Origin of the sequence: Ensifer sp. Root423 (genome assembly GCF_001426275.1) — a bacterium.
In the GTDB taxonomy this organism is placed as follows: Bacteria; Pseudomonadota; Alphaproteobacteria; order Rhizobiales; family Rhizobiaceae; genus Ensifer; species Ensifer adhaerens.
This window is the reverse complement of record NZ_LMEG01000046.1, coordinates 87,901-109,723: the sequence shown is the minus strand read 5'-3', so window position 1 is coordinate 109,723 and position 21,823 is coordinate 87,901. Positions and strand designations below refer to the sequence as shown.

Genomic DNA, 21,823 nt, shown 5'->3' with positions numbered 1-21,823 from the left:
CCCCTTAACGTTGCCGTCGTGGAAGCCTCTCTCATATCTGGACAATCTGAGAATCGCATTTCCACGAATCCCAGTCAAGAGTTTTTGGCACCGATTTGGGTGAGCGGACATCTTTTGCCTTCTGAAGGGTGAAGGAAGATGCAAAGTGGAAGTGTGACGACGCCTTTTGGGCGGCGGCCGATGACGCTTGCGCTGTTAAAGCGACAAAAAGCGTCCATCGAGATCAGGCCGAACAAATCGGTCGACAAATGGAAAGTGTTCCGGGATGCCTGTGAAGCCAGGGCGCATCTTGGACTACAGGATCGTGCTCTCGCCGTCCTTGACGCGCTTTTGAGCTTCTATCCTGAGACTTATCTCCGGCAGGGAGATTCTCTCATCGTTTTTCCTTCGAATACCCAACTGTCGGTGCGTGCGCACGGTATTGCCGGCGCGACGCTGCGGCGGCATTTGGCAGCGCTTGTTGATGCCGGACTGATCAATCGCAAAGACAGTGCAAACGGGAAGCGCTACGCCCGCAAGGACAGGGCTGGCGATGTTCAGGATGCTTTCGGTTTCGATCTTTCCCCACTTCTCGCCCGATCGGAGGAACTTGCGCAGCTGGCGCAGCAGGTGGCTGCCGAGCACGCCTTGCTTCGGAAAACCAAAGAAGCGCTCACGATCCGTAGACGCGACGCCCGCAAGCTCATCTCTGCGGCAATTGAAGAAGGGGCGAGCGGCGATTGGAGAAAGATCGAAGGTATTTATCAGGCTCTCGTTGCCCGGATACCGCGATCCCCAACCATCCACGACCTGACACCGATCCTCGACGAGATGGAACTGCTTTGCTCGGAGATCGTCAATCAGTTGGATATTTTGGATAATTCGGAAAGTTTGAGCAGCAATGGTGCTCAAAATGAGCGCCACATACAGAATTCACATACCGAATCCTTACATGAACTTGAACCTGGCTCTGGAGAGGAGCTGGAGGCAAAATCCGAACCAGCAAAGCGGGGTGAGAAAGAGCCGATCAAGGCTTTTCCGCTTAGCATGGTGATGCGGGCCTGCCCCGAGATCGCACTGTACGCCCAGGATGGAGCCATATCGAGCTGGCGTGACCTGGTGTCCGCTGCCATCGTCGTCCGTTCGATGTTGGGAGTGAGCCCGAACGCCTACCAGGACGCTTGCGAGGTGATGGGACCTGAAAATGCTGCGGTTGCGGTCGCTTGCATCCTTGAGCGGGCAGGACACATCAATTCGGCCGGAGGTTACCTGCGCGATCTGACGACAAAGGCACGGCGCGGGGAATTCTCTCTCGGGCCGATGCTGATGGCTTTGTTGAGGACAAATGGAGGTTCAGAGCGGCGCGTTGGATAGACCCCGGGCTACCATCTCTCACGCTGTAGATCGAAATCGGTCCGCGAAACGAGGCTGATCTCTCCCGAAATGGAAACGCACCTGATGACGAGAAACGGCTTCTCCCTCGGTTGGTGGGCCGATCTCAAAAACGGTGGCAATTCCAATCTGGTGAGATCAGTGTCTGTGACTTAGATAGCTCGTTCGGCCATTGGAGATGGTGAGGTTCACGCTCAATGGACGGCTGTTCGGCCTAAGGTGGAAAGCTTGGCTTCATTGGTCATTCGCCCCGCCTTCTCGTTCACTGAGCTGGCTCTCGATCTCATGCGTCTAGAAAATCTGGTTCCCAGACCGAAAGTATCCGCTGAACTGAAACCCGGTCTCGCTTCTTCAATTGACGGTGCTCCTGTGGCCAGCGACCGGGACAATGAGGTGTCGCCACGTTGAGAGATGGGTGGAGGCGTGAGCCGGCTTAGATACGGTCAACCGTGACGGGGTTTTCTGGGCCTGTTCTCCTCGCAGATCGTTCTTTGGCCGACGTGAAGCACTCCATGACGGTGCCGTCTGTGATTGATGTTGTGAATGAAGCGGGCTCCGGTTGAGCGGGTTGATCAAACTGCCCGACGAGAAACCCTGACAGCTGTCAGGGTTTTTGAATGGCGAGCCTCACCAACCATAACGAAGGAGCCGCGGACCTCGTGACTCAGATAGCAAGCACGGGGTCGACCAACTTAATGCGCTTCCCTGCCCGGTTTGCCGCGAGATTTCCATCAAACCCTGACAGCTGTCAGGGTTTTGGGTTCCACGGTTCCATGGTTTGAACTGGTCGCTAGAGCCTAGTTGTGACGCCGTCACTAGTGAAAGTCCCTGCGCGATGTGCAGCCTCTTGCCGAAAAACATTGAGCGTCGGCGGAAATGCGAACGGTAGTCGGCCTCCCTTGGTCCGAACAGCAGCCCACCGCTGAGATCGTGACCGCTTATTGGATTTCTTTCGGGATGAGGACCGGGAAACAGCTGCGTGAGTGCACAGATTCCAAGGCATTGGAACACGCAGGTGATGAGGACGCGTATCATGGCGCCGCGCAGCTTCTCGAAAGGCTACCTGCAACTATCGCTGCCTACTTGCATCGTGGTGATGACACCGGAAAACGAAAAGGTCCGCTCGGGCATTATGTGATCGCGCACCCAATCAACGCTCATGGCAGGAAGTGCACCCCACGCTTCCAGCTCAATGAGCTTTTGACTGCTGACCCCACTCGCTAAGAAGATTGGCATCGACCTCGCATGCGACGCCCTTTGGGTCATAGGTGATTTTGACCGTGCCATTGAGCTCGGCCGCCAACAGGCTCTCAATGAGCCGGGATCCAAAACCTCTGCGGGTCGGTGGGGGCACCGGGGGGCTCCGACGATCACGCCATTGCGGTCATAGATAAGTGAGGCGCTGAGGAGGACATCGACGCTTCGACCGTGCCTGTGGAGCCTTGCCGTTTCGTAGAGCTCGACATTCACGCCGGCGCTGAGTTGGCGCAAGAATGCAAGCTCTCGCCCTGGCGGTCTTCCGGAACCAATACCAGGAGCGATCGGCCTATGACCTCGTCACCCGTATATCCGTAGAGCCGTTCAGCGCAGTGTTTCAACGCGTGATTTTCATGCCAAGGTCGATGCCAAGGATGGCATCGTTGGACGAAGCGATGATCGCGGCCAGGTGACGCTCGACGTCCTGCGCGCGCTTGCGTTCGGTAATGTCGAAGATGATGGCGGTCGCTGACTGGAAACCGCCATCGTTGTCGCGACGCGCTCGAAACCGAGCTCGCCACCCAGAGCAACGTTAGATCTTTTCGCAGAAGGCGGCTCCCATCTCAAAACTCTGGCCGCGTTCAGCCATCGTTTTTTAAAGAGCCGGTCCGCCTCGGCGATGTCTCAGGCAACACAGATATCCAGCATTCCCATCGATAACAGCTCGCTTTCCCTATAGCCGAGGATCTCGCAGAAGCGGTTGTTGACCGGGAGAAAGCAGCCCGTGAGGTCTGTCTGGACGATCCCCCGCGGCGGACTGCGAAAAAATCGCCCTCAGTCGCTCTTCGCTCGCCTGCAATGCACTCTCGAATTTCACCCGGTCCGTTGTGTCGTTGACGATGCAAAGAACCCGCGTCGCGGACGGGCGAATAGGAGATGTCGAACTGGACTGTTTCCGGGTAGCCGTGGCCTTCGATGTAGACGGGGCGGTCCTTCGCCAAGACCGTCGATCCGCCGTTGAGGACCCTTCGAACCAGGGTCTCCCGATCGTTCCAGAGTTCGCCCCAGTTTTTCTCGGGCAGGACGTCCAAATGCGCGAGGGTGCTTATCACTGATGGTAGGTGCATAGGCTTCGTTGTAAAGGCGACGAATTCTTCGCCCCAAACAGCACGATCTGGGCCTGCGCCGGCAGCAGAATATCCATTGCAGCGCTTAGACAGTTTGGCAACGCTCGCTGGGGCCGAGAGGTCTGGCCTGCCAGTGGTTTCGATTAGGCGCTCAATCGCCCCAACTGCTGTAAAAATCGTTGCTGCTCTTCAGGGCCAAACTGCTCACCGATATGTGCGTGCGCTTCAACCGCTGGGGTCAACAAACAAAGCGAGGGAACCTGCTGGCCCATGAATACGTGTCGGATCAGATTCGCGCTTGGAACGGCATGGTGCGTAGCCCGTGCTTGCGTGCTGGAAAGGGGGCCTGTTCGTGAATGCTCGTGTACCCAGATAACGAACGAGCACCTGCGCTGCCGTGGCTGTCGGCGCTCTGATGCATTGTCGTGGCGGCGCCCTGCCTGGCGGCCGCCGCCCTGGGCAAACCTGATGTTGTCCTTGTGTGGCGGAGCGGATCGAGAGAGCAACGGAGGGGAGGGAACTGCCGCGGCACGGACCCTTGAAAGGGGCTCGGGTTTGTCGGCGAGTTCGGCATCGCGCAGGCCGTCACCTCGATCACTGGCGGCCACGGAGGCAAGGTGAGTTCGGCGCAGGGTGTGTGTCACGTCAGCCAAGGAGCTCGGCGTTGCTGACATTCCTTCGGCAGAATGTCGGCCATGGCGCCTGATAGAATGCGCCTCAGCGGCGGATGAGGCCGAACCGATGCGCCTCGTCCAGCAATTCTCGGACGGAAGAGGTGATCCATTTTCTTGCGCTTCCCTTCGGCCGTTCTCCCAGTTTGTCCAGTTCGGCGGCAATCTCGCGAAGCGACAGATTAGGATCGGCGATCGCGATCGCCGCCACCAATTGCATTAAATGGTCTTCGGGGGCGCGACGCGGGGATCGGGCGAGGAGATCATTTTCCGCGAGCTTTGCGCGGACCATGCGATGCACGGCTCGACGAAGGCGTTCGACGGTCCAGTCCTGGCCACGTCGGTTGAGAACTCGAACGACATTTTCCCAACTATGCTGAGGCCGGAGTTGCCGCACCATCGGAAGCCACGCCTGTGAAGACGCGATCAGTTCATCGAGATAGAGCTTCTCGCGCGCCTTTGAAACTGCTGCAATCGCCTCCGGCCGCCGTTCTCGAAGACCCGGGTTTCCAGGCAGCCTGCCCCGAGCCTTCGCGGCCTTGATGCCCGCTTTGGTTCGCTCGGCGTTCAGCGAACGCTCGAGCCTTTCGACGGCATCGAGGACCGCAACGGAAAACATGCCTTGCGGAGTTGAGGTATCGATCGGATCGTGGATTGACCGAAAATGCACCCCACGATGTTCAAGATCCCGGATTACTTGCAGCAAATGGCTCACGGAGCTGGCCAGCCGATCGAGACGCAAGACGACGAGGACGTCTCCCGATGTGAGCTCGCCCAGCAATTTGGTCAAGACAGGCCGAGCGCGCGAAACGCCGGTGCCATGCTCCTGATAGATCCGATCGCAGCCGGCCCGCCGCAGCTCGTCCAGTTGGGTATCGTTGGCCTGGTCATCCGCCGACACGCGGGCGTAACCGACTAGCCGCTGCAGAGGTTCGACATCAGCTGTTTGTTGCTTCGCCATCGCGCTTTCGACCCACCGCTTGATTGAGGAAAGAAAGTGCGTGAGAAACAGGTGAGTTGCAAGCGTGTTTTATAGCGAAAATGGGAGGCCATCAGACGCAAACTGGAAGGGAATATGGTCGGTAGATCATAGATGAAGGAGAAAACGCTCCAGCGGGTTTCTGTGGGCGAAATCGCGCTGACTGGAAGCTCCAAACGAAGTCGCAAGGCGTCGTAACTCATTGGAAGGAAAATCTGGATATTAAAGGGAGACGGATAGCGCTCACTCTGGACCAGCCCCTTCGGTCAGTCCATTCTACCTTGCAGGTGATTCTCCCCGTGCTGATCCGGGGACCGAGGCTTTGCGTTTTCGGAGCTATCACTATCCATACCTGATACCTATCGATAGTGATTGGGGTGAGAAATGGATGTAAGAATGACGGAAAGAAAAGGCAATTTAGTTTCCGTTTACAGAGTTTATGTTGTTAATTCATATGGTTAATAGTTGGCAAATTCTCCATTTTCGCGTGCGCTGCCGTGCTCGACGCGGAGTTTGAGTGTGGCTTTTACTTAGCGATTTCAATTGAAGCGCTAAGCTGAAAAACCGCGCTTAAATTTTGACCTAACGATTTCAGCCGGGAGAAAGGGAGGGCTCTTAAAGTCCGGATGCCTTGGTGAGATAGATCCGGAAACTCGCGCCGGCGCTGATATTGGCGGGTCATTTCGGCGCTGACATGGCCGAGCTGCTTCTGCACATGTCGCTCGTCAGCTTCGGCCGAGGAGGCGCGTCCGGCGCGCAGCGAATGACCGGAGAATTTTGCCGCCAGCTCGCCTTTGCTGAGGCACCGTGCACGCCGGCGGCAGCATTCGTCGCGGTGGCAGCGGCCGCAAAACGCACCGTTACTGCGACGACATGAGCACCATCGCCGCCCGCGTTATCGATAAGCGAAATACACAACAATGCTGCCGGTCACCTGCGCGAGTCCGAGGACGACGCAGGTGCCGATCAGGACCGGCTTCCACCAGGGTTTGATCCAATTGGTCTTTGGGCTCTGCATTTCCTCGCTCACTGCTTAGCAATTGGGATGAGAATTCGTGGCGGATGTGCCGAGACCGGCGGCCAAAGCGCATTGATGTCGGGCTTCTTGAGATGACGCGGGTCGGCGGCAGGAAGATCAGACAATGCGGCGGCCCTCGTCATCGAGAACCTTCTCGCCGTCCTCCTTGACGAAAGCGGACTTGAAGGCGTCGGCAGGCAGGATATCGAGGACGGCCTCCGACGGGCGGGCCAGTCGCGTGCCCATTGGCGTCACGACGAGCGGGCGGTTGATGAGGACCGGATGCTTGAGCATCTCCGTCAGGAGCTGGTCGTCGACTGCAAAGCGCTCGGCGATCATCGTCTTGCCGTTGGCATAGGGCCCAACCAGCATCAGGCCCTGTGTCCGCAACGACGCTGGTCGCGACAGCAAATCCGCCAGCCGGCGATGGGCGTCCTTCGCAACTTGGTGAGCGATCCATCGCGGGGCGCGGACATATGCAATGCGCTCGGCGGGGTCACGGTCGAGATACGACCGGACATGATCAAGCAAATGATCGGACATGGGAGGCTACCAATCCTCCACCGGCAGCCGTCGCTTCTGGCGCACGGGGTGTTGCACGGGATCAGACACTTGTGGCCGCATTGCATGATAGGGCTTTGCCGTTGCGGTGGCGCGCGCGCTACGCACGGCATCGCGCAATTGGCGCTTGGACGGTTTCGCCGCTTCGACAATGGCTGCAATCTCACGGCGGAGCGCGACTTTCTCGTTGCTTGAGCGGTGATTTGCGGCGCGCTGGTCGGCGCGGTTGGCCTCGTGCTCCCACAGCGTCAGTGACGTCAACTGGCGATCGCGTCGCTCGACGGGACGAAACTGTCGGGTTTCCGGGTCGCGGACGTAGATATTGCTGATGTCCCGTGGATCGTATTGGACCTGCAGCTTTCCGAGCCGATCGCGCTGTGGGACGAGGCTGCCAAGCCACGGCGCATAGTAGTGCAAGGCGAACATGCTGATCCCTTGCGGCGACAATTGCCGCTCAGTTCCCGGCAGAAACGACACCAGTACGTGTTGGGGATCGTCACCGAAGCTTGGCAGAGCCGCGCTGTTGCGCTGCCATTCCGTGATCGGCACCTTCAGGGTCTTGGCGTTTTCCTGAAGATTGTGATCCATGACCGCAAGGGCGACACATCGCTCCAGGTCCGCGAAACGCAGGCGCGCGCGCCGCTCGGACGGATATTCGTCGCGGTCTGCCACCGAGCGCCCCGAAGAACCGGGGTATGCGGCGAGAGTGGCGTTGAGCTTGCCCAGCACGCGCTCAACCACGCCGCCCTGATGCACGCGGCCGCGATCGCGATAGCGAATACGAATGCCATAGTCATCGCAGCCGCGTTGGAACGCATGCCCCTTGAATTCCTTCGCCGAGTCCGTGACGAGCACTTTTGGCCGGCCGAACATCGGCCAGGCATGATCGAGGTTGCGGGCCGCAAGCCATGCCTCTTTTGGGCACAGGGCCTGGGCAAGACAAAGTGCGACAGACAGGACCGAAGGCTTTTCAAGTGCGAGGCAGAAGCCGAGAACGGACCGTGTCGCAACGTCGGTGACGATCTTCAGGTAAGGGCGGCCAACGAACAGTCCGCCTCCATCGACAACCTCGACGAAATTGATATCGGTCGGCGTATGGTCGATTTGACAGACGTCGAGCGGGTGCGGCGCATGGATATAGCCCGGTCGCGGCTTCAACCGAAGCAGGTGCTTTGGATTGGCCGACCGCTTTCTGGCGATCTCTTCAGGCGAAAACAGCGCCGGGATGCGCCGGGCGACGGTGACATAGGACGGCAGGGCAAGGCCGGCTTCTTCACAGCGCGCACGGATTTCGGCAACAACGGGTGCAAGTGGAGGCGCCTCGAGCGTCAGCCATTGCTCGCGCAGCGTCGTGTTGATGATTGCCTCAATCTCTCCCGCAAGCCGCTTGCGCCGGGTTGCGGCGGCGCGCGGCAGCAGAGCCGTGACCGTTCGGTCGCTGCGATATCGGGCAAGCAGATTGTAAACTTGCCGCACGGACAGCCGTAGCTCGGCCGCAGTCCGGTCAACGGCAGCTTGTATCGGACCGGTGCCCTCGACAATCTTGTCCAGTTCATGGGCCACACGACGCGCCGTCGACCATTGCTCGTCCGAAATCGGGCGAGCCACCGTCGAGGTCCGGTTGTGCAATCGCTTGGGCAAAGTCAGAGTTTCACTGAAATCGTTAGCGGAAAATAAGACCGCATCTACCGGCTAAAGCTAACGGGCATATGACATTTTGCGGTTTGAAACGACAAAGTAAAATCCACAGTGGCCATGCCGCTTTGATGGGCGAAGCGCGTCGCGATGCGGATCATGCCATGGGCTGAGGAAGTACCAGTGCCCGATTGTGGGGGAGGGGCGGCGCCTAGGCTTTTGCCGCGACAAGGGCAGCCAGCGGCGGAATAGCCTGGCCCTCGAGGCCGAGGCGATCGCCGAGATACTGCCAGAACGACAGGCCGAGCTTCCGACGGTCTTCATCAGCCCAAGCATGGTGTCGCGTGGACGCGACCATCCCGGCTCATCGTGCCGCCGGAGATTTTTCGTTTGGTGACGAAGCTGCGCAGATCGTTCTCCGAGGCATTGGTGTGCAGCGGGATACCCGGCCGTTCCAACAGCTTGAGCAGTTCGTCCTTCCGGCGAGAAAGACGAGCCAGAAGCTTATCGAGCTCTTGATAGCCGGTGCGCAGCGAGAAGATCCGCGCGAAGCGTTTGTGGAATGCGGCGGCAAGGCCGGGTGGGGCCTTTCGCCTGACGCTCTTCAGCGTCCGGTAGAACCGCCAGACGAGATCGCGCACCGTCTCGACCTTGCGGACCTGTCGCGGCGTTGCCGGCATCAGTTTTTGCAGCAACCGCTCCGCGTGAACCCAGCTTGCGTCAGGGCAAGCCCTGAAAAGGAGAATGGAATGTAGATCCTGAAACCTTTTGAAGTCACCCAGAGGGTTCGACGCCCTCCCGGCAAAGGCGCAGCCCGCCAGCCGGAAGCGAGTCTTGCATGGACGGCGGCGACGTCGTTCGTGAAGCGTAGACAGCGGATGCTAAAGCCTTGGGTTAGCCCCGAAATCATGTGGTTGCTGAGAGCCTTCGGTCTGTTGGGCCCGGGGGCAGCAGCGGCGGAATCGCTAGGGCGAGATTCTGCCGGCTCGGCCGGGGTCTTGGAACAGGCAAAGGCATGGGATGGGTGACCAGGGAACCTGAGAGCTCCCGCTTGCGCCCACGGGCGAGAACGCCGGAACAAGGAACCCCGGCTGACCATGGTTCCAGGCTCGGGCTGCGTCCTCCACGCTGCTCGGGAGCGCCTCGGCGATCACGAACGAAGGAGGAGCGCATGGGGCCTGCGACCGAAACCATAAGGAAGCAGGTATGCGCGAGCGGGAAGTCGTAGCGCCTTCATAGTAGCGACGATGTCGGGGAACTGGGCTCACCGGGACCCGACGGATCGAAGGGAGGCGTCATGTGTAGAGAACCGTTGACCTGAAACATGGGAGGGGACACTGGACCCCACAAACCTGTCCACGAACCGACAACGGATAGCCAATCTGGCGAGGACGAAACGAGGTGTGGCACTTTGCTCGCTTCACCATGTCATCGACTTGGAATGGATGAAAGAGGCCTATCGGCTGACCCGCAAGGACGGTGCTCCTGGCATCGACGGCGTCACGGCGACAGACTATGAAGTGAACCTTGAGGCCAGACTTCTGGACCTTCTGGAACGCATCAAGTCCGGTCGATATCGAGCGCCGCCGGTGCGCAGAGCCTACATACCCAAAGCGGATGGGTCGCAAAGGATGCTCGGCATTCCGGCCTTCGAAGACAAGGTGGCGCAGCGCGCTGTCACGATGGTGCTGGAGGCTGTGTATGAAGAGGATTTCTACCCCTGCTCCTACGGCTTCCGACCGGGTCGCTCCGCCCATCAGGCGCTCCACGCATTGCGGAGCGAGCTGTGGGGAAAGCGGCTCTATTGGGTCGTCGATATCGACATACGGAAGTATTTCGACTCGATCCCGCACTCTCATCTCCGGGCGTTTCTCGACCAGCGAGTAACGGACGGCATCATCCGACGGATGATCGATAAATAGCTGGGGGCAGGCGCCGTCGAAGACGGTGTCCTGCGCCGAACGACAGAGGGGTCCCCGCAAGGAGGTGTGGTCTCACCCTGCCTTTCGAACATCTTCCTGCACTATGTGCTGGATGATTGGTTCGAGACCGAGGTACGACCGCGGCTCCGCGGGGCTTGCACCCTTGCACGGTACGCCGACGACGCTGTCATGGCATTCGACAATATCGTCGACGCCCAACGGGTCTTGGCAGTACTGGGCAAGCGTCTTGAACGGTTTGGGCTTACGCTTCATCCCGACAAGACGCGCCTCGTCGACTTTCGCCCGCGACGGACGGAGCGCACACGGCATCCGGAAACGGATGGCGCCAACTTCGACTTTCTCGGCCTGACCCATGTGTGGGGACGGTCGGGCAGAGGAAAAGACATGGTGATGCAATTTACGGCCAAAGGTCGTTTTGCTCGTGGGCTGGCTGCGGTGAGTGACTGGTGTCGGCAAAACCGGCATTGGTCGATCCGTGACCAGCATCGCCACCTCTCCGCCATGTTGCGGGGCCACTTCGCCTACTACGGCGTCGGTGGCAATAGTCGGCGTTTGCGATGGTTCGCCCATAAGGTCGTGAGGATATGGCAGAAGTGGTTGTCGCGGCGAGATCGCCAAAGCGTCGTCCTATGGACGCGCCTCAACGAGATCCTGAAACGCCACCCGCTGCCGCCAGTTAGGATCGTCCATAGGTTCGCCACCGTGAGCCAAGCTCTACCGTGAGGAACCGGATGCGTAATGTGGCGCCGGAAGATATGTGGCGCTCAAGCGCGGCGCCCAGCGTGACCGGCCTGCCAGGCGCAAGATCGATCCATCGGGCGACAATCAGGAGTTCTCTGGCAATCCGCAGCAACGTGGCATGCGCAACCCCATCCACTGTGGCGCGATGCACGAGATAGCGCTGTCGCTCGTCAGCTGCCGGACCGGCTTGATGCCGTGCCCGAACCTTGGGGTAATTGAAGAGGGCGTCGAACATGATCGGAACTCCGGGTTTATGAGGAGCTCCGACCACTATCGGTCCGTTTGTTATGTGGCGATCGAAAGCGCCTTCGCGGCGGAAACGCTGGGCGCCGCGCTTGAGCGCCACATATCTTCCGGCGCCACATTATGCAGAGCGTTTTTAGCTTGGCGTCGCCAGTATCGACGTTGCGGGGTGCGGTGAGGCCTCCGGCGACGGTAAGCTAAAAACGTGTTGGGCTAAGCCGCGGGCGCGCGCGGTCCTATGGGGATTGAATGATGCCCCTCCATCGCAAAAGCATTGTTTGGCGGTGCGGACGCGGCGGTTGCCGGGCCGCAGGGGACGAGAGCAGCCTGGATGCGGGTTCGATAAGGGCGGCGATTGGTGCTGTGGCCTCCCGCGAGGGGCTGGCGGGCGCGGTCGGCACGCAGCTTCCGGAGACCGACCTGGTTTGCGGCCGAGCGATGCAACTGGATGACGATGAAAGTGCTGCGCTTCTTCATGACGTATCCCAATGTCGCAGGGGCCTGCCGGTGCCATCGAAGATTTCGATGGTGATCATCTGCCCTCGATGGCAGGACGGGCATCGCCTGAGGGAATGCCCCGTGAGTTTCTCGTAGCGGTCGCGGTACTCTTTCGGAGCCTGGCTCTGTGATGGCTCGGGGACTGGCATGCCGAGCAGATCGCGGCAATGGGCAAGTTTTTGTTGGCGATACCGATTGCCGAGGAAACCGTAATAGCGGATCCGATGGAAACCCTCGGGCAGGACATGCAACAGAAAGCGGCGGATGAATTCGTCGGCCGAGACGGTCATGACCTTTTGCCGATCACCGTGCCGATAATCCTTCCAGCGGAAGCGCACAGCGCCATCCTCGATATCGACGAGGCGGTTGTTGGAGATGGCGACACGATGCGTGTAGCGACCGACGTAATCGAGCACCTGTTCGGGCCCGGCGAAGGGCGGCTTGGCGTAGACCACCCAGTCGGTCTTTCGAAGGGGCGCCAGGTAGCACCGGAAGGCTTTGCGCTCGCTCAGGGCTCGCAAGTCGGAGAAAAACTGCAATTGGCCTGCGTCGAAGGCTTTCTCCAGGTGCTGCAGAAACAAGCGTCGGAACAGGCGTGAGAGCACGCGAACCGGCAGGAAGAAGCCGGGCTTGCAGGCGACCCATCGCGTGCCGTCCGGCGAGTACCCGCCACCCGGGACGACGCAATGCAGGTGGGGATGGTGCAGTAGATTTTGCCCCCAGGTGTGCAGAACGGCGAAGAAACCGATCTCGGCGCCGAGATGCTTGGGATCGGCGGCGATGGTGCGCAGCGTCTCGGCGGTGGCGCGGAACAGCAGACGATAGACGAGCGCCTTGTTCTGGTAGGCGATGGCCGCAATGGCCTCCGGCAGCGTGAAGACGACGTGAAAATACTGTGTATCAAGCAGTTCGGCGCGCCGATCCTCCAGCCATTGGGCACGAGCGAGCGATTGGCAGCGGGGACAATGCCTGTCGCGGCAGCTGTTGAAGGCGATGCGCCGGTGGCCGCATTGATCGCATGCTTCGACGTGCCCGCCGAGGGCAGCAGTCCGGCACAACTCGATCGCCGTCATGACACGGCGCTGAGCAGTGGACAGCGATGTGTGCCGGGCACGATAGGCCTCACCGTAGCGACGGAATATATCCGCCACTTCCGGCCCCGAACGGACCATCGGGAGCTCAGAAATACTCAGGTTTGGCGGGCGGAGGCGGGGTGGGCGCCGGACGCGGCAATAGCTCGAAGGGGCTCGAGGTTGCGCAGACTTTGTTGGTGGCGATGCGCAGGTAATGGGCGGTGGTCGCGAGGCTGCGGTGACCGAGCAGCAATTGAATGGTGCGTACGTCAGCGCCGGCCTCGAGAAGATGGACGGCGAAGGCGTGCCGCAAGCTGTGCGGCGTCACCGGTTTGGACAAGCGGGAGAGGTTGTGCGCTTTCGCGCAGGCCTGCCCTACCGCATCCCTGGTGATCGGCTGGTCGGCGCGATCGCCGGGGAAGAGCCATGCCTTCGGCCGCCGCATCTTCCAATAGTCGCGCAGGATCTCCAGCAGCTTCGGCGATAGCATCACATAGCGGTCCTTCTGGCCTTTGCCCTGCTCGACACGGACGACCATTCTCTGGCTGTCGATGTCCGTGGGCTTCAGGTGCACCGCTTCCGAAATGCGCAAACCGGCCGCATAGCACGTCGTCAGAATGGCGTGATGTTTAAGATCGAGCACGCAACCGAGAAACTGCTGCACTTCATCCGGGCTGAGGATGATTGGTAGTTTCTGTGGCTTCCTGGGAAGCGGCAGGACCTCTTCCGGCACCCAATCTCTTTCGAGCGTCACCTTATAGAGAAAGCGCAGTGCCGAAAGGGCGATGTGGATCGAGCCCGGCGCCAGCTTCTTTTCGTTGGCCAGATAGACCTGATAGGTCCGGATGTCCTCACGGCCGAGCAAGTCCGGCGACTTGCCGAAGTGTCGTGCGAACAGCGACACCTGCTGCAGATACGAGTGCTGGGTATTGAGCGAGAAATTGCGCACCTGCATGTCTTCGCTCATGCGCTGGCGAAGTGGGGTCATGATGAGCTCCTCTGTCCGATGGATGGGCTGCAACAACCAGCCGTCCCATCCTCGCGCAGTTGGGGCTCCTACTGAATATCTGACCTCCTTGCCGCTCCGGCGTAGCGGAGCGGGTTAGTCCAACGCATCAAATGTGGCCGGCCACATTTCGTGCGGGAAACCCGCCCGCGTGGATCTGTGCGGGGGGCGCTCAGCAATGGGCGTCCCTACCGCGATACGTCTCATCCTGATCGCCGCGCACCTTTGCGAAGGGTAGCGTTGGTTTGTCTAGCAGGACTATGCAGCTTCCTCCTGCCGGGCTCGAATATCCACGATCCAACTTTCAAGGGCTTCGATCTCGGTCTGAATGACCGTCGGCGCTGGCAGACGCGGATTGATTTCGCCGGGCTGGCTGTGGAGTAGCATCGAGCATCGACCGAAGGCTTCGCGCATTGATGTGCAATCGCTCTCGGTGAGAACCGTAAGCTTGATGAGGCCGGCGGTGTCGACCTTGCGCGACAGTCGGCGGATCACCGGCCCGACCACTTCCTCGACAGCGCGCTCCCATGTCGTGCGCAATTGGTCCTGGAAGGAGGTCACCTCGCGCAGCCACTTGGCTTGATCGCCGCGCTCGTAGTGGATCTTTACATTGGCGAGGTGCGCTTTCATGCCGTCGAGCACCTTGTCGAGTGGCATGACGCTTGCAGGCGGATCCTGATGGCAGAAGCCGGAGTGTTCGCCACCACGGCTGATCAGGCGAAAGGTGACGGGCGTCGCCTCACGATCCTTGCTCGCGCGGCACGCTTCGTCCAACAGCAGGAGGAAGGCCATGTCGTGTGTGAAGACGATCACTTGGCGGGTCTGACCGGCCTCGGCCAGGCGCGCGGCGACCCGGTCACGGTGCAAATGGTCGAGCGACGAGACGGGATCGTCGAACACGATCGCCGACTGTGCATCGATCGTAGACAGTTCCGCTAGGAACGCGGCGAGCGCCACGCAACGATGCTCTCCTTCACTCAACACCTTGCCGACCGGCTCACTCGGTTTGCTGATCAGTCGGACCTGGAAGAACGGCACACCAGCAGTCGTTTTCGCCTGCTGGAGCTCAATGGCGAGGCCGGCAACGCCGAGCTTATCGACCTCGATTGCGAAACGCCCGCGCAGCCGATTGGTGACGAGGGCCTGCGCAATCCGGGCGCTCTGGGTGGTGATCTTGTTGGTGGTCGTATCCTTGCTCGCCTTCTCAAGAGCCTCGATTGCCGTGAGGCGGGTGATCTGGGCGAGGACGTCAATCTGTACGACGCCGAGCCATTTGCGGTCGGCAAGTCCGTCCCGTTCGGCGACAAGCGCCTTTCTCTGGGGCGAGTTGGCTTCCGACCGCAACGCTTCCATGCGGGTCGCAAGGCCGGCAAGGGCCGTTCGGAACAGATCGAGAGACTCCGCAGCCGCTGGTGGTAGGGCCGGCAGGTTTTCGAGAATGTGGGTCCGCCGGACGGCGCGCAGGCGCCAGGCGAGGACGAGGACCTTGCGACGAACCGATGTGGCGAGCTGTTCCTGTCCGAGATCATCCCGGATCAGTGTGACGATGGCCGGAAGCTCCTTCATCGCTATGGCCTTGGAGGCGACATCGGCCAGGGCCTCGGAATAGGCGGTCTCGGCCTCTTCTTCCCGGCGCTTGCTCTCGTCCTGAACGAAGGCCTCGAAGCTGCTCAGGCGCTTCGAGGCCTCTTCGCTGAGCGGCTGCTGACAGAGGACGCAATGCGCGCGGGCGTCGATGACGGGAAAGCACTTGTCCGGATAGGCTGACGCGCGGGAGTAGTCGCGGGCTGCCTCCCAGAGCGACTTCCACACGTCCGAGCCAATCTCGGGCAGCGGCTCGTCGGCGAAGAGATTCGCGGAAGCCGCCGCCGCTGCCCTCCTTGCGGTACCAAGGCGCGCATGGGCCTGGCGCAGCTTGGTCCGCGATTCCTCGGTCACGACCGCCGCCAGCCCCTGGAGCTGGTCAATGACAGTCTTGAGCCGCGTCTCATGCGACTGGAGTTGGCGCACCGTGCGCGTCGGATCGCTGGCAAGATCGGTGACGAGTGTCTGAAGCCGGGCTTCCTCTTCGGCCTTCAGGCCGGCAAGTTTCTCGACGGTTTCCGTCTTGGTCTTGCCCGAGAGGCCCCCGATTAGCTTGCCGACTTCGGTGTCGGATTGGCATTCGGGCTTGGCGAGAACCGCCGGCGTCTGCTCCTGCAGGGCTTTGATCTCGGCGGCTAGCTTGGCTTTTACGTCTTGGCAGGCCTGCGCGAGGCCCGCGAGAATGCGTAACGGTAGTGGCGTATAGGCGAGATCATTGGTGTTCTCGACATGGACGTTAGCGGTACGTGAATCGAAGACGCTGACCGCCGAGAGCATCGAGTCGGCAGGACTGCCCTGTGTCCAAGAGGCGTTTCGTTTCTGGCCGCCGATATAGAACTCTACTTTTGCTGACGGCGTACCGGAGGCGGCGGTGTAGATGTTGGGCAGGATCGCATCGCCCTTGGGCGAACGCGCGCGGCAAATCTGTTTGAGAACGCGGGCGTAGCCAGACTTGCCTGCGCCATTGTCACCGTAGATGACCGTCAGCCCGGTTTTCCCGAATGACAGCCGCTCGCCCGGAGCGAGCGCGTTGACGTTGGACAGATCGTGGAGCGCGCCGAGCGTGACGACGGCATGGCTAGCGGCGGGATCTCGGATGTGGGTCGCATCGAGCGGCAAGCCTTGCTCGCCGCCTTTGCCGATGGCCACGAGCGACGTCAGGTCAGCCGGCTCCAGCTTAGCCTGGACGCATAACCGCCGCAGGGCGTCCCGTTGCCAAGTGGGGATGTCTTGTGACCATTTCAGTATGTCATCAAGAGCCGCCGCTTCGTTCGAGAGGTCGCCATCCTGTGTGTCCATATTTCAGCCCCCTTTCATTGCCGGCCAGCAATTTGGTACGTCCTTTCGCCTGATACTTGTCAGTTTCCGCCGGTGATGTGTCGCGCTTCCCTGGAACGATCCATCCGCCGGCGGGATCAGGACGCGCGAGATCGTCTGGGAATTCTGCCACGCGTTCTTCCGAACATACGCGGAGTGCTAGAGAAAACACAGAGTTGCATTTCGTTTTCGGTGCAATTTCATCACGGTTTTGCGATTGCCAAGGACGTGGACACACCAAACTCTCCTACCGCCCCCTGGCAATAGGAAACTTCGGTTCTATCAGTGAAATGCTTTGCAACCGAGCGTTTACTCCTCGCATTCTGCGGGAAATGTGCTCTATTAGAGGTGGAGAGAGGGAGGAACAACGCGAATTGCATAACGCAGCAAACAACAACGCTGTGGGGACCGTCGGGTTCGCCCGCGTTCTCGCCGGAGCGCAGTCATTTCATGACAGCGGCATAGCCAACCTTAACACCACTTATCGGGGGCAAATTTTCCTAGCCGACGGAACCGTCCGCAACGCGATCATCAAAGACGTCCCTCTTCGTGAGTTGGCAAATGAGGTTATGGTGGCTGCGGTTGCGGCCCCTCTCCGATTGCCGGTCCCGGAGGCGTACTTGGCTTTTGTCCCAACTGGAATGCTGCCGATCGTCGATGCGCCAGCAATTGAAGGCGGAAACCTGATGTTCGCAAGCTGCGACGTCCAGGTGCCGTCAGTAGCCACGGTTGTAAAGCCGCACAATTTTAGCGCTGCGGCTGTTAGGAAGATCCTCGATGCCTTGTTGAAGAAGAACCTCACCGGTCTCTTTGAATTCGACACTTGGAGCGCCAATGTCGATCGCCATCTCGGCAATCTGCTGCTTTCAGGCAGTGGAGACTTCTGGATGATCGACCATGGCCGTTGCTTTTCCGGCCCCAATTGGCAGCGGGAAGATCTGGACCCGCACGCGGACTATGCCAACGTGCTGGCCGCGATGCTCAGGCCGCTGCTATCTCCTGAGGAGGTAGATGAGTTGGTGGCCTCGATCGGTCAGCTTTGTGAAGAAGTGGGGCGCGTCGATTTGCGCAAAACCGGCGAAGGTAGCTTGGTCCCTCGCCTACTGGGTGAGGAAGATTTCGACGCAGTTCTGGCATTTCTTGGCGTCCGTGCTAAGAGCGCGCCCAGCATCACCGCTAAACACCTCGGCAGGCTCGCATGATCAAACTTGACCAAAGCGTGTTCCCGGCGCCCGAGCACGGCTTCGTTCGCGCCTCGCGGACACCCATTCTCTACCGACCCTTGCTTGGATCACCTGAGCAATTCGTCGTTGGAGTCGTGGCGTTTGACGGTGCCCAAGCGCATCTTGAGAGAGCAAATCGCCTCGACAGGTTGGAGTGCTTTTACGGCGGACAAGCTGTTGGCGCGATACTCGCAATCGACATTTCCCTGGATGAACTAGAGGCGGACGTTGCAGTCAATCCAAACGGCCCCGCGTCCGATCGCCGATTAAGCATGTCGGGTTTGACCCTTGGCCCTTCGCACGAAGCCGAAGGTCCATCGCTCGACATCATTGCGAGCTCATGGCTGGCTGGGATGTCGTCGCTGTACGACTTGGCACCGAGAGAAAAAGTTGCTGTCGCGTATGATCACGAGCCAACGTTGCTTGAGAACGACGAGATTGCGCCGGACAAAGCCAGCGATCGCCTCGGCGGTATGTTGTTGAAGTACGTTGTAGAACGAAACCCGAGGCTGAAGACTGCGTTTAGTCGCGACATCCTCACAAACGCACGCCGTCGGCGGGGAAATGCCCACGGTGTTCATATAGATTTCTCGGGGTCGAAGCTTGTCGCGAACTTCGCTGCACTTTCTCCAAATGGTTACACTGCCTCGATCGACAGGATAAAGCGCCGCATGTGGGACCTCAAAGTCGCTCGAGACGATGAGCGCGTTGGCCTTCTACGCCGAGAGCATGAAATGCTCATTCAACATCCCTCTGCCAATGACCCACAACTCAGCCAGCGGCAAGTCGATAAAATATTCGAAAGCGTGCAGGAACTAGAGCGCCAAGCGGATCAGGAAGAAATTCGTTTTCGACCGATGCTTTCGATTGCACAGATTGGGGAGCATCTTCTGCAACGAGAAGCAGCTTAACCGTAGCCGTCGTGCTGTATCGACCGAGTGCTCAATAGTAACCCTGCCACCAGACAGGGCCCGCTCCCATTTGTCTTTGGTAACGAGTCATTGTTGATTGGGTATTGCCTGAATCTGCAACTGGATGCAATGCCTTCGGAGAAGGCTCGAGAGGTCTCGTGCATCATCAATATCCATTATAATAGGACGATCATGTCCTAAATGGTACTGCCGATTTAACGACCTCTACCTCGTCATGTTCGAGTTGAGCTCGCAGAAAGAGCTCGACGCTTTGGAGTGTGATGTCCATGTCTTTGCCTGGTCCGATACGAATGCGGCTTATAGGCAATGGAACACTTGGGCTGCCGAGTTTGATATAAGGAACGAGGACGTTGTCCCTTGTCCGGTATTCGATATTGGTCTCTCGGGCAGGATCGCTAATTATCAGCCGCCATTCACGTTCATCCTCGAAACTTTTGTGCTTAAATCGTGGGGCAAGCTGCAGGAGGAGCGTTTCAAATCTTTCCAACCTGTCGTCGCCGAGAACGTCCGCAAAAAGATCGCCGTTGATCTGGTTGAAAAGGTTATCGACTTCCTGCTGCAGGACTTTGCGAGTCTGGTCTTGGCCATAGATGACTTTTTGAAGCGTGGCGTTTGACGCCTTGAACTGTTGACGCAGGCGGCTGGCGTAAAATTCTATTGCAATACCCTGCGTTCCACCGGTGTAGCCACGCCACTGGCCAAGGCTATCGGCTTGTTCGCAAAAGCAGCACGCGTACGCGGAGGGAATGCCTCTGTCTTTGATGCGCTTTTTTACGGCAGCAAACAGCTTGGTGTCATCTGTCATTCTACTAGAGGAAGCCCGCTCATCCAGAAATCTAGTGGCTTCGGAGAGACCGTAGTCCATCTCCTTCTTATCGTTTAAAAACCGGATATTCGAAACCCACAATTGATTGTTTGCTACAATGGAACGGAAGCCTTCAAGCGTCGTATAGTGTGTGATAGTCCGGAGGCTCTCTAGACCGCGCTGAAACGCTTCTTGCAGTTTCGCCCTTATCCGGCTTTTGTCGAGAGTTTGCTGTTCTGTTTCGGATGCTGTTTTCTTTTGCGCCATTGCCACCCCCAAACAACTCATGCAGTTTACAAACCACGCCCCTCCTGTCCCTGGCCAATGCTTGCGCAGCGTCGGCCGTGAACAGGCATAACGACCATCCGTGCTATAACCAACTCTTGCCAAGTACGACTGCGATGCCGTCGAGCCCGATCTTGCGACCCGGGGCACGTTCGGGAGGCTTATATTTCAGGGCGCGCTCTAGGATCCGTGGAGCGAAGTCGGGGTCGTCTGCCCCGCGGCTGTCGCGCATCCGGGCAGATGGGTGTTCTAGATCCAGACCGATCCAGAGATCCATTCCCGGCACCTCTCGAAGAAGGAGCCCGTCTTTTTCATCAAGGCGGCCAAGCACCGCTGGATTGTCATATCGAAGGAAATCAGTGACCGTCCGATAGTAGCTCATGATGAACTCAGGCTCAGGAAGTTCGAGCGGCTCGGCGGTATCGCTTGACCCTACCGGGTCTATCCACTCATGGATGAGCTTGCGTGCACTGCCGCTGAAACTTGCAAACGACGCGTAGCGCGCGTTGGGCGCCACGCCATTGATCGTGCTGATCTGGCGCGTTTGTTCTTTTGCCGAAATCCGCTGGTGGTTGGTAATGGAGGTCGTTCGGCCCTTGGCCTCGCAGACTAACCAGTCCCCCGAAACGGCGCGACCGATCAGATCAGGCCTGCTTTTCGTTCCGGGGGTCGTCGTGACCGCGACCGTGTGTCCATGCGCGTTGATCTTACTATAGACGTCTAGATGAAGGACCCAGGGGACCGAATGAAGGTCTTCTGCCGCCAGCTTGGCCAGGATCAGCCCCAAGAAATAGGTCACGGCGCCTTTTTCCGAGCCATCGAGCGAATCGAACGCCGATGTCGTGCGGAAGTGCGTTGTGCCCCCAGACAGGTGCGTCTGGATATTGGCCCGTGCCATAGCGCACCGCCAGACAATTTCCATCAAAGACGCCGAGCCAAACCGGACGACGTCGAACCAGGACCGACGGCCAACCGTGATCGCTCCCCAGAGCATCGATGCCCAGTCGACATCAACATTGTGGTAGGTGCCGGGCGTGATGTGGTTGGCAGCGTTAATGTCGCGTCGCCTTTGACGAATGATGGGCATAGGTGTCTTTCTGAGCGTTCAGGAAGCGTCTAGCTGCGAAGTCTTAACTCCAGGTTGTTTTTCATTTATATTGGCCGCTGGTTCGATAGAAAGGCGCGGCCGTTGGCCGGGCCGTTGCCTGATCGGAGAAACCAAGCTGGCTTAGTGCGTGCCGTGCCGGCCTCCCGTCAAGCTTACGGCAGGAATGCTAGCACCGATGACCCGTTCGATGCCGGTTTCGCCCGGTGTGATCCGACGATCATCTGCACGGCGAGAAGCCGAATGCGCGGATCGTTGTTGCCGCCGTAGAGTGATGCGTACGGGTCGGCATCGACCGTTCCCGCGTCACGCCAATCGTCAACCATGGTTCAGATCAGGTCGCCGCGGGCGAAGTTGCCCGTGACCTGGCCCTCGGACAGGCTCCGCGGGAAAGCTGCAGTTGACGCGCATGGCGCGGCCCGGTCGCTTTGATTCGGGGACAGGTCTGAGAAGTTGGTAAGCGTGCGAGGCTTCTTTTACTTCTCGCACCGTCAATTTCCCACTGGTCG

General features: G+C 59.3%; 14 protein-coding genes and 5 pseudogenes. 6 read left to right on the top strand and 13 right to left on the bottom strand.

Going from position 1 to position 21,823, the window contains the following annotated elements:
• Window positions 1–138: 138 nt before the first annotated feature.
• Window positions 139–1,353 carry a plasmid replication protein RepC gene (repC, locus tag ASD01_RS32615; RefSeq protein WP_060644927.1) on the top strand — a complete coding sequence of 405 codons (1,215 nt, stop codon included), beginning with the start codon at window positions 139–141 and terminating at the stop codon, window positions 1,351–1,353.
• A gap of 997 nt (window positions 1,354–2,350) precedes the next feature.
• Entirely contained in the window at window positions 2,351–2,509 is a 159-nt protein-coding gene (locus tag ASD01_RS37695) for a hypothetical protein (RefSeq protein ID WP_192358455.1), read from the top strand.
• 743 nt (window positions 2,510–3,252) lie between these two features.
• Here the strand turns inward: ASD01_RS37695 and ASD01_RS37085 are convergent.
• From ASD01_RS37085 to ASD01_RS32580, 7 genes and pseudogenes are all read right to left on the bottom strand, one after another.
• Window positions 3,253–3,372 carry a PAS domain S-box protein gene (locus ASD01_RS37085; protein WP_112975522.1) on the bottom strand — a complete coding sequence of 40 codons (120 nt, stop codon included), beginning with the start codon at window positions 3,370–3,372 and terminating at the stop codon, window positions 3,253–3,255.
• A 1,040-nt stretch (window positions 3,373–4,412) separates the two neighbouring features.
• A complete protein-coding gene (locus ASD01_RS32600) occupies window positions 4,413–5,327 on the bottom strand; it encodes a recombinase family protein (protein ID WP_060644924.1) in 915 nt (304 codons plus the stop codon).
• Between the two features lie 633 nt (window positions 5,328–5,960).
• A pseudogene (locus ASD01_RS37080) lies at window positions 5,961–6,167 on the bottom strand (integrase); the annotation flags it as partial.
• A gap of 313 nt (window positions 6,168–6,480) precedes the next feature.
• Window positions 6,481–6,678: pseudogene (locus ASD01_RS37690) on the bottom strand (ArsC/Spx/MgsR family protein); the annotation flags it as partial.
• Window positions 6,676–6,906 (bottom strand): annotated as a pseudogene (locus ASD01_RS37685) (TniB family NTP-binding protein); the annotation flags it as partial. The pseudogenes ASD01_RS37690 and ASD01_RS37685, both read right to left, overlap by 3 nt.
• 6 nt (window positions 6,907–6,912) lie before the next feature.
• On the bottom strand, window positions 6,913–8,565 hold the full coding sequence (locus ASD01_RS32585) for a Mu transposase C-terminal domain-containing protein (protein ID WP_060644922.1): 1,653 nt from the start codon (window positions 8,563–8,565) through the stop codon (window positions 6,913–6,915).
• Between the two features lie 205 nt (window positions 8,566–8,770).
• Window positions 8,771–9,272 (bottom strand): annotated as a pseudogene (locus ASD01_RS32580) (IS66 family transposase); the annotation flags it as partial.
• Between the two features lie 732 nt (window positions 9,273–10,004).
• Here ASD01_RS32580 and ltrA point away from each other — a divergent pair.
• Together ltrA and ASD01_RS35885 are read left to right on the top strand one after the other, a co-directional pair.
• Window positions 10,005–11,225: pseudogene (gene ltrA / locus ASD01_RS35105) on the top strand (group II intron reverse transcriptase/maturase).
• 34 nt (window positions 11,226–11,259) lie between these two features.
• The gene (locus tag ASD01_RS35885; protein WP_156623720.1) at window positions 11,260–11,664 is read left to right on the top strand and encodes a hypothetical protein; all 405 of its coding nucleotides are present in this window, start codon (window positions 11,260–11,262) and stop codon (window positions 11,662–11,664) included.
• 295 nt (window positions 11,665–11,959) lie between these two features.
• On the opposite strand, the gene ASD01_RS32565 is transcribed toward ASD01_RS35885, so the two are convergent.
• From ASD01_RS32565 to ASD01_RS32555, 3 genes are all read right to left on the bottom strand, one after another.
• Window positions 11,960–13,156: an IS91 family transposase gene (locus ASD01_RS32565; protein WP_060644920.1), complete on the bottom strand. Its 1,197-nt coding sequence runs from the start codon at window positions 13,154–13,156 to the stop codon at window positions 11,960–11,962.
• Between the two features lie 7 nt (window positions 13,157–13,163).
• Entirely contained in the window at window positions 13,164–14,045 is an 882-nt protein-coding gene (locus tag ASD01_RS32560) for a tyrosine-type recombinase/integrase (RefSeq protein ID WP_060644919.1), read from the bottom strand.
• Window positions 14,046–14,321: 276 nt separating this feature from the next.
• A complete protein-coding gene (locus tag ASD01_RS32555) occupies window positions 14,322–16,946 on the bottom strand; it encodes an AAA family ATPase (protein WP_060644918.1) in 2,625 nt (874 codons plus the stop codon).
• A gap of 392 nt (window positions 16,947–17,338) precedes the next feature.
• Between ASD01_RS32555 and ASD01_RS32550 the strand changes: the two genes are divergently transcribed.
• Together ASD01_RS32550 and ASD01_RS32545 are read left to right on the top strand one after the other, a co-directional pair.
• Complete coding sequence (locus ASD01_RS32550; protein ID WP_156623719.1) at window positions 17,339–18,166, top strand: HipA family kinase; 828 nt, start codon at window positions 17,339–17,341, stop codon at window positions 18,164–18,166.
• The gene (locus ASD01_RS32545; RefSeq protein ID WP_060644916.1) at window positions 18,163–19,098 is read left to right on the top strand and encodes a hypothetical protein; all 936 of its coding nucleotides are present in this window, start codon (window positions 18,163–18,165) and stop codon (window positions 19,096–19,098) included. Before ASD01_RS32550 ends, ASD01_RS32545 begins: the two co-directional genes overlap by 4 nt.
• Before the next feature lie 190 nt (window positions 19,099–19,288).
• Here ASD01_RS32545 and ASD01_RS32540 read toward each other — a convergent pair whose 3' ends face one another.
• The 3 genes from ASD01_RS32540 to ASD01_RS35880 all read right to left on the bottom strand — a co-directional run bounded on the left by ASD01_RS32540 (window position 19,289) and on the right by ASD01_RS35880 (window position 21,640).
• Complete coding sequence (locus ASD01_RS32540; RefSeq protein WP_162251060.1) at window positions 19,289–20,191, bottom strand: DUF2971 domain-containing protein; 903 nt, start codon at window positions 20,189–20,191, stop codon at window positions 19,289–19,291.
• A 103-nt stretch (window positions 20,192–20,294) separates the two neighbouring features.
• Window positions 20,295–21,296, bottom strand: coding sequence for a hypothetical protein (locus ASD01_RS32535; protein ID WP_060644914.1), 1,002 nt, complete (start codon window positions 21,294–21,296; stop codon window positions 20,295–20,297).
• Between the two features lie 173 nt (window positions 21,297–21,469).
• A complete protein-coding gene (locus ASD01_RS35880) occupies window positions 21,470–21,640 on the bottom strand; it encodes a hypothetical protein (protein WP_156623717.1) in 171 nt (56 codons plus the stop codon).
• Between the last annotated feature and the right edge of the window lie 183 nt (window positions 21,641–21,823).

Excerpts from the sequence above, each read along its gene's own strand:
- repC (WP_060644927.1), top strand. The coding sequence starts at position 139 with ATGCAAAGTGGAAGTGTGACGACGCCTTTTGGGCGGCGGCCGATGACG.
- ASD01_RS32600 (WP_060644924.1), bottom strand. The coding sequence starts at position 5,327 with ATGGCGAAGCAACAAACAGCTGATGTCGAACCTCTGCAGCGGCTAGTC.
- ASD01_RS32565 (WP_060644920.1), bottom strand. The coding sequence starts at position 13,156 with ATGGTCCGTTCGGGGCCGGAAGTGGCGGATATATTCCGTCGCTACGGT.
- ASD01_RS32560 (WP_060644919.1), bottom strand. The coding sequence starts at position 14,045 with ATGACCCCACTTCGCCAGCGCATGAGCGAAGACATGCAGGTGCGCAAT.
- ASD01_RS32555 (WP_060644918.1), bottom strand. The coding sequence starts at position 16,946 with ATGGACACACAGGATGGCGACCTCTCGAACGAAGCGGCGGCTCTTGAT.
- ASD01_RS32545 (WP_060644916.1), top strand. The coding sequence starts at position 18,163 with ATGATCAAACTTGACCAAAGCGTGTTCCCGGCGCCCGAGCACGGCTTC.
- ASD01_RS32540 (WP_162251060.1), bottom strand. The coding sequence starts at position 20,191 with ATGGCGCAAAAGAAAACAGCATCCGAAACAGAACAGCAAACTCTCGAC.
- ASD01_RS32535 (WP_060644914.1), bottom strand. The coding sequence starts at position 21,296 with ATGCCCATCATTCGTCAAAGGCGACGCGACATTAACGCTGCCAACCAC.
- ASD01_RS35880 (WP_156623717.1), bottom strand. The coding sequence starts at position 21,640 with ATGGTTGACGATTGGCGTGACGCGGGAACGGTCGATGCCGACCCGTAC.